The organism is Methylorubrum podarium (assembly GCF_022179745.1).
Lineage (GTDB): Bacteria > Pseudomonadota > Alphaproteobacteria > Rhizobiales > Beijerinckiaceae > Methylobacterium > Methylobacterium podarium.
This window is the reverse complement of sequence record NZ_BPRD01000147.1, coordinates 1-8,945: the sequence shown is the minus strand read 5'-3', so window position 1 is coordinate 8,945 and position 8,945 is coordinate 1. Positions and strand designations below refer to the sequence as shown.

Sequence of the window (8,945 nt, the reverse complement as noted above, 5' to 3'; positions counted from 1 at the left end):
GCTCGAACTGCTGGCCGAGCTGCTGGTCGTGCCGTCGCCCGATCGCGTCGTCACCGACGGGCCTCCGGTGGTGGAACTCTTCACCCCGTCGGGACCGGCGGTGACCGAACTCGACAGCGTGCCGGAGTTTTTCGCCGGGTCCTTGGCCCCGTCCTTGGCATCGTCGGAGTGGACGACCCTGCACGGCTTGCCGTTGGGGCCGGTCGTGACGGTCGTGCTGCTCGAGACGCCGTCCGGGCCGGTCCGGACGGTGCTGGTCTGAGCGCTGGTCTGCGCCTGCATCGCGGCGATGCCGGCGAGAGCGAGTGCGCCGCCGAGAAGCGGCAGGATCACGCGTGCCATGATGCGTCCCTCCTCAGGAGCCGAGACGGGCGCGGCTCGTCCGAACCGCGCCCGCGCCTTCACGCTCGCCGCGGCTCAGCGCTTGTTGTGGCCCGGCGCGTTCTCGGAGTTTCCGGGGCCGCTCTTGTCGTGTCCCGGGGCGCTGCCGGACTTGCCCACGCCGTCGGACATGCCGGACGAGGAACCGCCCGAGCCCATGGACGAGCCGCTGCCGCTCTTGCCCGCCGAGGAGCCGCCGGTCCCGACCGTCGAGGAGCTGGTGCCGCCGCCCGCCGACGAGCCGCCGGTGCCGGTCGTCGAGGAGGAACCCGAGCCGCCGCCCGAGCCGGCCGAGGAGCCGCCGGTCCCCACCGTCGAGGAACTGGTGCCGCCGCCCGCTGAGGAACCACCGGTGCCGGTCGTCGAGGACGACTGAGCGAGGGCGAGCGCCGCGCCGCCGACGATGAAAGTGCCGGCGAGAGCGGCGACGCGAATGTGCTTGAGCATGATTTCCTCCGAGTGTTTCGGTCGTTGCGGGACCAGAAACGGAGAGTTCGGAAAGACCGTTCCAAGAAATTTGCGCTGAAACCGAACAAATTGCTGCAATGAACGGCAGATTAACGTGGAGGTATCAGCCGTATAGGCAAAGTCTTTTCTTCATGCCGCAGTTCTGCGGCAAGAGGAGGCGCGATGCTCTGGCTTCGCGATCGGGGCTTCGGTCGGATCGTCCCGACGGAACGCTGTACGCTCGGGGCCCGGAAACAACGGTCCCTGCAAGATCGTTCCGGCGCTTCTTCGGAGCGACCAAGGCTGGAGTTTGATCGCGGGCCGGTCGGGGGGCGCCGGCTTCGCCCGAGCATCTGCACCGCCATCCTCGGGTTCGCCGGAGGGATCGTCCGGGCCGTGGGGTCACCGCACGGCGGCGCAGTGCGCGCAAGACAGCGGAGGATCGAGAACGCCCGTCCTGCCAACGCTTTGGGCAGGCCGCCCGATTTCCAAATCGTCTCCCGTGCCCTAGCGTGCCGCGACTCGCCCCGGCAGGATCAAGGCATGCGCATCCGGATCGTCCACGATACGGTCTACACCTACGAGCAGCCGGCCCGCGGACTGATCCAGATCCTGAGGCTGACACCGCGCGACCATGACGGGCAGCACGTGCGCGAGTGGCGGATCGAGCCCTCCGTCAACGGGCGGCTCACCGCCCGCGAGGACGGGTTCGGCAACCTCGTCCACTGGTTCACCGCCGACGATCCCACCGACGCGCTCACCGTGCGGGTGACCGGCGAGATCGAGACCTTCGAGACGAGCGGCATCGTGCGCGGCGCGGTCGAGCGCCTGCCCGACCTGTTCTACCTGCGCGACACGCCGCTCACCGAGGCGAGCCCGGACCTCAAGACCTTCGCGGAGAGGGTCGCGGGGGCGGCGGGGGAGCGCGATCCGCTCTCGACCCTGCACCGCCTGCTCGCCGCCGTGCACGACGCCGTGGTCTTCGAGCCGGGCCCGTCCAGCGCCGCCACCAGTGCCGCCCAGTCCTTCGAGGCGGGGAAAGGCGTGTGCCAGGATCTGACCCATATCTTCCTCGCCGCCGCCCGGCACCTGGCAATCCCGTCCCGCTACGTCTCGGGCTATTTCCGCCGCGACGACGGCGGCGACGACCAGAAGGCGGCCCATGCCTGGGCGGAGTCGCTCGTGCCGGAACTCGGCTGGGTTGGCTTCGACCCCGCCAACGGCCTCTCGGCGACCGAGGCACATGTGCGCGTCGCCGTCGGCCTCGACTATCTCGGCGCCGCGCCGATCCGCGGCAGCCGCATGGGCGGGGGCACCGAAACCCTCGACGTGGCCCTGCGGGTCGAGCAGGTTCAGGCGCAATCGCAGCATCAGGCGCGAGGCCAGCAGACGCAGAGTCAATCGCAGGGCTGAGGCACGCTCCGAGCGGAGGCCCGGCCTCGAACAAGGTCTCTTGCGGCCCGCGCGCGGCGCGTGCGAAGCGGGCCGCCACGATCCGCCCGGTTCACCGGGCCCTTTTGCCTGAGGCGGGTGCCGCCATGACCTACTGCGTCGGAGTGCTCGTCGAGGACGGGCTGGTGATGATCGCCGACACCCGCACCAATGCGGGGCTCGACAACATCTCGACCTATCGCAAGCTGCACATGTTCAACGTGCCGGGCGAGCGCGTGATGATGCTGGCCTCGGCCGGCAACCTCTCGATGACGCAGTCGGTGCTGAGCATGCTCCGCGAGGGCGTGGACGACATCGAGGGCGAGACGCCGCCGAAGCTCGCGGACGCGGCCACCATGTTCAAGGCGGCCCAGCTCGTCGGCCGGGCGATCCGCCGGGTGCGCGAGATCGAGCAGGCCGGGTTCGAGGCCGCCAACCTGCGCATGGAGGTGTCGTTCCTGTTCGGCGGGCAGATCGGCGACGAGCCGATGCGGCTGTTCATGATCTACTCCGCCGGCAACTTCATCGAGTGCAGCCGCGAGGCGCCCTTCCTCCAGATCGGCGAGCACAAATACGGCAAGCCGATCCTCGACCGGGCGGTGACGTTCGAGACCGATCTCTACGACGCCCTGAAGGTCGGCCTCGTCTCGATGGATTCGACCATGCGCTCGAATCTCGGCGTCGGCCTGCCGATCGACATCGCCGTGCAGCGCCGCGGCGCCCGCGACCTCGAAGTGAACCATCGCATCGAGGCCGGCGAGAGCTATTTCCACGATCTGCGCGAGCGCTGGTCGGCGGCGCTCAGGGCCGCCCACCGCGCGATCCCGCGGCCGCCCTACGGGCCGCAGCGGTAGGCGCGGGTCACATTTTTGCGCTCAACACCTCGTCGACGAAAGCCGGCACGGTCTCGCTCGCGCAACCGAGCCGGGTCGCCTCGAACAGGTCGGCATTGTCGGCGGCCTCCAGGGTGAGGGCGAGGGTCGGGATGCCGAAGGCGCGGGCCTGCGCCACGTAGCCCGCCGCCGGGTAGACCGCGCCGGAGGTGCCGACCGCCACGAACAGGTCGGCCTCGGCGAGCGCCTCGTCGATGACGTCGAGCTGTTTGGGCATCTCGCCGAACCACACCACGTCGGGCCGCATCGTCTCGCGGCGGCCGCAATGCGGGCACGGTGTCTCGACGCCGAGATCCTCGTGCCAGACGGTTTCCGTGCCGCAGGCGGTGCAGCGCGCGCGCAACAATTCGCCGTGCATGTGCACGACGTGGCGCGAGCCCGCCCGCTCGTGAAGGTCGTCGATGTTCTGCGTGCACAGGAACAGCCGGCCGCCGCGCGCCGCCAGCCCCGCCTCTAGCCGGGCGAGCGCCGCGTGCGCCGGGTTCGGGGCGGCGGCGCGCGCGTCGCGGCGGCGCTGGTTATAGAATTCGTGGACGAGCACCGGATCGGCGGCGAAGCCGTCGGGGGTCGCGAGCCGCATGGGATCGAACCGCGCCCAGACGCCGTCCCTGTCGCGGAAGGTGCCGAGCCCGCTCTCGGCGGAGATCCCGGCGCCGGTGAGGACGAAGACGGTGCGGGTCATCGCACCGCTCAGGCGTCGGGCAGGCGCGCGGCGAGCACCTTGTCGATGCGCCGCCCGTCCATGTCGACGACCTCGATCCGCCACCCTTGCGTCTCGATCTTGTCGCCCTCCGTCGGGATGCGTCCGAGCTGGACGATGAAGAAGCCGGCGAGCGTGGAGAAGTCGTCCGAGCGCGGACGCTCCGGGAAGCCGAGGCGATCGAAGGCGTCGGTCGCCGACATCATGCCGTCGATGAGCAGCGAGCCGTCCTCGCGCTCGACCACCATCCGCTCCTCGCCGGGCTCGGGGATCTCGCCGGCCATCGCCTCCAGCAGGTCGGTCTGGGTGACGATGCCCTCCAGGCTCCCGTACTCGTCCACGACGATCGCCATGCGCACCGGCTTGGTCTGGAACATCTCCAGCACCTTCAGGATCGCCAGCCCCTCGTGGACGACGATGGGCTCGCGGGTCGCCGCCTTCACGTCGAGGGGCTTGTTGTCGAGGAACTGGTCGAGGAGATCCTGCTTGCGCAGCACGCCGACCACGTCGTCGATCTGCCCGCGGCTGACGACGAGCTGCTCGTGGCGGCAGGCGCGCACGGCCTCGATGATCTCCTCCTGGCTGTCGTCGAGATCGACCCAGTCCACCTCGTTGCGCGGCGTCATGATCTCGCGGATGCGCCGCTCGCCGATGGCGAGGATGCGCGCCACCGCGTCCTCCTGCGCCTCGTGCAGCAGGCCGGCCTCGTGGCTCGCGGTGACGAGCAGGCTGAGCTCCTTCGGGGAGGGGAGGTGTCCCTCGCCCTCGCCGGGCCGCAGGCCGAGCATCCGCAGCACGCCGTTGCCCAGCCCGTTGAGGAGGTGGATCGCCGGGCCGAAGATGAACAGGAACAGGGTCAGCGGCCGCACGATCACGAGCGCCGTGCGCTCGCTGCGCTGGAGCGCGAGGCTCTTCGGCGCCAGTTCGCCCAGCACGATGTGCAGCGTGGTGATGACGGCGAAGGCCAGAGCCACGGCCAGCGTGTGCGCGGTGATGCCGGCGGCGGTTTCCGGCAGCCAGTGGAACAGCGGCTCGATCAGGTGAGCCAGCGCCGGCTCGCCGACCCAGCCCAGCGCCAGCGAGGAGAGGGTGATGCCGAGCTGCGTCGCGGCGAGGTGCGCGTCGAGCCGGTCGGTGGCGCGCTGAAGTGCTCGGGCGTTGGCCCGCCCCTCGTTGACCAGCTCGGCAACCCGGCTGCGCCGCACCGCGACGAGGGAGAATTCCGCCGCGACGAAGAAGCCGTTGGCGAAGACGAGCGCGATGACCGCAAGGAGGCCGAGCGCCGATGACCAGAGACCGTCCGAAATCGTGCCCTCCCGGGCAATGCCGCACTGCTGACCGCATCTGAGGCGGCACCGATGCTTAGAGCCGAACCCCGTCACGGGGGAAGGGGTTCGGGCGGATTCTCACGTGGGCCGCCCCGCCCGCGTCATCGGACCGGCGGACGCATCCTCGTTTCACGAAAGCCGGCAGCCATCGTCCGGCACAATACTGTATGGAGGCAGCGTTGCCCCGGCCACGCCACACTTCGTTCCCATGTCTTCGCAGGGCCGGAACCCCGCGGCGGGGCCAGTGACTGCGTTTTCGAGGGATGTGGCTGTGATCAAGCTGCCGAGGCTGTTTCGGCCCAAGCGCCGCGATGCCGCGACCGCCGCACCCTTCTTCGATCCCGCCTTCTACGGCGCTGCCTATCTCGACGTGGCCGTGGGCGGGGGCGACCCGCTGCAGCACTACCTCGATCACGGCTGGCTCGAGGGCCGCGACCCGTCCGCGGTGTTCTCGACGCTGTTCTACCTTGACCGCCACCTCGCCGACCGGCCACCGGTCAACCCGCTTCTCCACTATGCGGGCCTCTCCGCCGCCGAGCGGCTGCGGGTCCCGACGCAGCCCGGTCCGGATTTTCCGGCGCTCCAGGCCGCTGTCGTCGAACCCTATTTCGACGCGCCGTACTACGCCCGTCTCGCCGGGCTGGAGGGCGGCGAGGATCCGCTCGCCCACTACCTGACCAAGGGCTGGCGGCGGGGGCTTGATCCGAACGACGCCTTCTCGGGCGACGCCTACTTGCAGCGCCACGCCCATATGCGGCGCCTCGGCGTCAGCCCGCTCTACCATTTCGCCGCGACGCGGCGGCTCCAGGCCTCGGAGGCCGCCGCGCCGCCCGTGCGGCGCGCCAAGCCGCAGGCGGCGTCGCTGCCCGCCGACCCGACCGAGGCCTCCGACGCGCAGATCTACGAGACGGTCGCGGCCGCCTTCGACCGGGAGCACTATCTCGACACCAACGCCGACATCCGCCGCTCCGGCGTCGATCCGGTCCGCCACTTCCTCGATTTCGGCGCCCGCGAGGATCGCGATCCGAGCCCCGACTTCTCGGTGCGCTTCTACCGCAGCCATTACCGGCGGGAGATCGGCGCCGGGCTCAACCCGTTCTTCCACTATCTCGCGGTGGGCAAGGCCCGCGGCTTCCGGCCGACGCCGTTCGGTCTCGGGAATTGGCCGGCGCAGGTCGCGCCGAGCCCGGCCGAGTGGGCGCAGGCGCAGGGGGCCGCCGACATCGCCGCGGCGCGGGCCGTGCTGATCATGCCGGTCTACAAGGGCTACGACGACACGCTGCGGGCGATCCACTCGGTCCTGAGCGCGCCGCAGGCCACGCCCTTCGCCCTCCTCGTCATCGACGATTGCAGCCCCGATCCGCGCCTGAGCGCGGCGCTCGCCGACCTCGCCGGCCGGGGCCTGTTCGCCCACCTCGTCAACGACGCCAATCTGGGCTTCGTGCGGACCTGCAACCGCGGCCTCGAGCGGGCCGCGGGCAAGGACGTGGTGCTCCTCAACGCCGACATCGTGGTCTACGGCGACTGGCTCGACCGGATGCTCTGGCACCTCGACGCCGACCCCCGCGTCGCCACGGTGACGCCGTTCTCCAACAACGCCACGATCTGCAGCTATCCGCGGCCGAACGTCGACAACCAGGCCCGGCTCGAGATCACGCCCGCCGAGATCGACGCCTTCACCCGCGCCTGCAACGCCCGCACGAGTTCGCCGGTGCCGACGGGGGTCGGCTTCTGCATGGCGATGCGCCGGGAGGCGATCGCTGCGGTGGGTCTCCTCGACGCCGAGACCTTCGGGCGCGGCTACGGCGAGGAGAACGATTTCTGCATGCGCGCCCTCAAGGCGGGCTTCACCAACCTCCTGGCCCACGACGTCTTCGTGTTCCATTCCGGCAGCGTCTCCTTCGGCGCGCTGCTCGCGAGCAAGGGCGCGGACATCTTCCGCACGATCCTGACCAAGCACCCCGATTACCAGCGCCGGGTCCACAACCACATCGAAGTCGATCCCGCCCGCTTCGCCCGGCGCCGGCTCGACCTCTACCGCTTCGCCAAGCGCGCGAGGGCCAGCGCCGAACGCGGCCTTGCCGTGATCGTCACCCACGATTTCGGCGGCGGCGTCGAGACCCATATCGAGTCGCTGAGCCTGCGCCTCGCCGAGGCCGGGCTCGGTGTCGTCTACCTGCGCACCGACGAGCCCGGCGGGTTCAAGCTCGGCCTGCCCGGATCGGGCGGGATCGACTTCCCCGTCTCCATCCTCGACCCGCTCTCCCTCGACCGGGACGCGGATCTCCTCGCCGAGCTGATCGGCTGGCTCGGGCCGGCGATGGTGCATGTCCACTCGCTGGCGGGGCTCGACGCGCCCGCGACCCGCGCGGCGATGCGGCTGATCGAGGAGGCGGGCACCGGCTACGACGTGACGCTGCACGACTACGCCGCGGTCTGCCACCGCAACAACCTCGTGCGGCCCGACAACGTCTATTGTGGCCTGGCGGAGCCCGCCGCCTGCCGCGACTGCATCCGCCTCGACCGCGACGCCGACGGGATCCTCCTGCCCGATCCCGCCGAGCGGCGGCGGCTCTGGGCCGGCTTCCTCGACCGCGCGCGCACGGTGTTCGCCCCCTCCGCCGATCTCGCCGCCCGCATCGGTCCGGCGCTGCACCTCGACCGCATCGTGCTGCGCCCGCACGAGGAGACGCCGGCCGGCATCGCGCTCAAGGCCCGCCAGCGCCGGGAGGGGCCGCTGCGGGTCGCGGTGATCGGATCGATCGGCGCGCACAAGGGGTACGACGTCGTCCACAACCTCGCCCTCGATGCCCGGCTGCGGCAATTGCCGATCGTGTTCACGATCGTCGGCCACTCGGCCGAGCCGCGCGCCATGGAGGCCGCGGGCGTGCGCGAGACCGGCCTCTACGGCAACGACGCGACGGCGCTGGCCGAGATCGTCCGGCTCGACCCCGACCTCGCCCTGCTGCCATCGATCTGGCCGGAGACCTATTGCTACACGCTCTCCCTGGCGCTGGCCGCGGGCGTGCCGCCGGTGGTGTTCGATCTCGGCGCCCAGGCCGAGCGGCTGCGCGAGAGCGGCGAGGGCCACCGCCTCGATCCGGCGCTCGCCGACGACCCGCAGCGGCTGAACGCGGCCCTGCTCGCGCTCCCCATCGACGCGCTCTGGGCCGCCCGCAGGCCGTTCCGGCCGGCCGCCTATCCGCGGATCCTGGAAGACTATTACGGATTACCCGAACCCGTCCCTTCGGCCCGTTCGAGCACGCCGTCCACGCTGCGGAGGGCGGGGACGGTGCCGGGATGAGCGCCGGGAGCGAGGCCCCTGCGATCCCGCCACATGTCATAGACGGGGCCGCGGCCGGGCGGCTACAACGGTCAAGCTAGGCGAGTCGCGCGCGGTCTCGCCTCGGCGTTCGTTGCAAGCCAAGGGGAAGCCCATGACCACGCAGAACCTCACCGTCACCGCCCGCGAGCGCGACACGCTTCTGGCGGCGTTGCGCTACTACCAGTTCTACCGGATGCAGGGTCACCCGTTCGACCCCCGGAAGGACGACCTGATCGACACCATCGCCGCCAGCAGCGGCGAGGCCCTCGACGTGACGGAGATCGACGATCTCTGCGCGGGCCTGCACGGCAACCGCCACGCCCTGGCGAGCGTGGCGGCCTGAAAAAGCTCCGCGACGCCCGACACGACCGGATCGGCGTCAGGCGAGGAAGGTGTTGAGGAGAACGGCCGCTCCGAGGCCGAGCAGGAACGCCGCCGCG

General features: G+C 70.8%; 8 protein-coding genes. 4 read left to right on the top strand and 4 right to left on the bottom strand.

Annotated elements, in window-relative coordinates:
- A partial coding sequence (locus tag MFF42_RS07810; RefSeq protein WP_238255232.1) for a glycosyl hydrolase occupies window positions 1-342 on the bottom strand: 342 nt, incomplete at its 3' end.
- Window positions 343-417: 75 nt separating this feature from the next.
- On the bottom strand, window positions 418-828 hold the full coding sequence (locus MFF42_RS07805) for a hypothetical protein (protein WP_238255231.1): 411 nt from the start codon (window positions 826-828) through the stop codon (window positions 418-420).
- Between the two features lie 543 nt (window positions 829-1,371).
- Here MFF42_RS07805 and MFF42_RS07800 point away from each other — a divergent pair.
- Window positions 1,372-2,241 carry a transglutaminase family protein gene (locus MFF42_RS07800; RefSeq protein ID WP_238255230.1) on the top strand — a complete coding sequence of 290 codons (870 nt, stop codon included), beginning with the start codon at window positions 1,372-1,374 and terminating at the stop codon, window positions 2,239-2,241.
- Between the two features lie 125 nt (window positions 2,242-2,366).
- Window positions 2,367-3,113 carry a proteasome-type protease gene (locus tag MFF42_RS07795; protein WP_238255229.1) on the top strand — a complete coding sequence of 249 codons (747 nt, stop codon included), beginning with the start codon at window positions 2,367-2,369 and terminating at the stop codon, window positions 3,111-3,113.
- 7 nt (window positions 3,114-3,120) lie between these two features.
- Here MFF42_RS07795 and MFF42_RS07790 read toward each other — a convergent pair whose 3' ends face one another.
- The gene (locus MFF42_RS07790; RefSeq protein ID WP_238255228.1) at window positions 3,121-3,834 is read right to left on the bottom strand and encodes an NAD-dependent deacylase; all 714 of its coding nucleotides are present in this window, start codon (window positions 3,832-3,834) and stop codon (window positions 3,121-3,123) included.
- Window positions 3,835-3,842: 8 nt separating this feature from the next.
- The gene (locus MFF42_RS07785) at window positions 3,843-5,114 is read right to left on the bottom strand and encodes a hemolysin family protein (RefSeq protein WP_238255233.1); all 1,272 of its coding nucleotides are present in this window, start codon (window positions 5,112-5,114) and stop codon (window positions 3,843-3,845) included.
- A gap of 337 nt (window positions 5,115-5,451) precedes the next feature.
- On the opposite strand from MFF42_RS07785, the gene MFF42_RS07780 reads away from it, so the two are divergent.
- Together MFF42_RS07780 and MFF42_RS07775 are read left to right on the top strand one after the other, a co-directional pair.
- On the top strand, window positions 5,452-8,484 hold the full coding sequence (locus tag MFF42_RS07780) for a glycosyltransferase (protein WP_238255227.1): 3,033 nt from the start codon (window positions 5,452-5,454) through the stop codon (window positions 8,482-8,484).
- Between the two features lie 133 nt (window positions 8,485-8,617).
- On the top strand, window positions 8,618-8,848 hold the full coding sequence (locus MFF42_RS07775) for a hypothetical protein (protein WP_096485175.1): 231 nt from the start codon (window positions 8,618-8,620) through the stop codon (window positions 8,846-8,848).
- The last annotated feature ends 97 nt before the right edge of the window (window positions 8,849-8,945 follow it).

What these genes read in the sequence shown, in the direction of transcription:
- MFF42_RS07805 (WP_238255231.1), bottom strand. Translation starts at nt 828, where the DNA reads ATGCTCAAGCACATTCGCGTCGCCGCTCTCGCCGGCACTTTCATCGTC.
- MFF42_RS07800 (WP_238255230.1), top strand. Translation starts at nt 1,372, where the DNA reads ATGCGCATCCGGATCGTCCACGATACGGTCTACACCTACGAGCAGCCG.
- MFF42_RS07795 (WP_238255229.1), top strand. Translation starts at nt 2,367, where the DNA reads ATGACCTACTGCGTCGGAGTGCTCGTCGAGGACGGGCTGGTGATGATC.
- MFF42_RS07790 (WP_238255228.1), bottom strand. Translation starts at nt 3,834, where the DNA reads ATGACCCGCACCGTCTTCGTCCTCACCGGCGCCGGGATCTCCGCCGAG.
- MFF42_RS07775 (WP_096485175.1), top strand. Translation starts at nt 8,618, where the DNA reads ATGACCACGCAGAACCTCACCGTCACCGCCCGCGAGCGCGACACGCTT.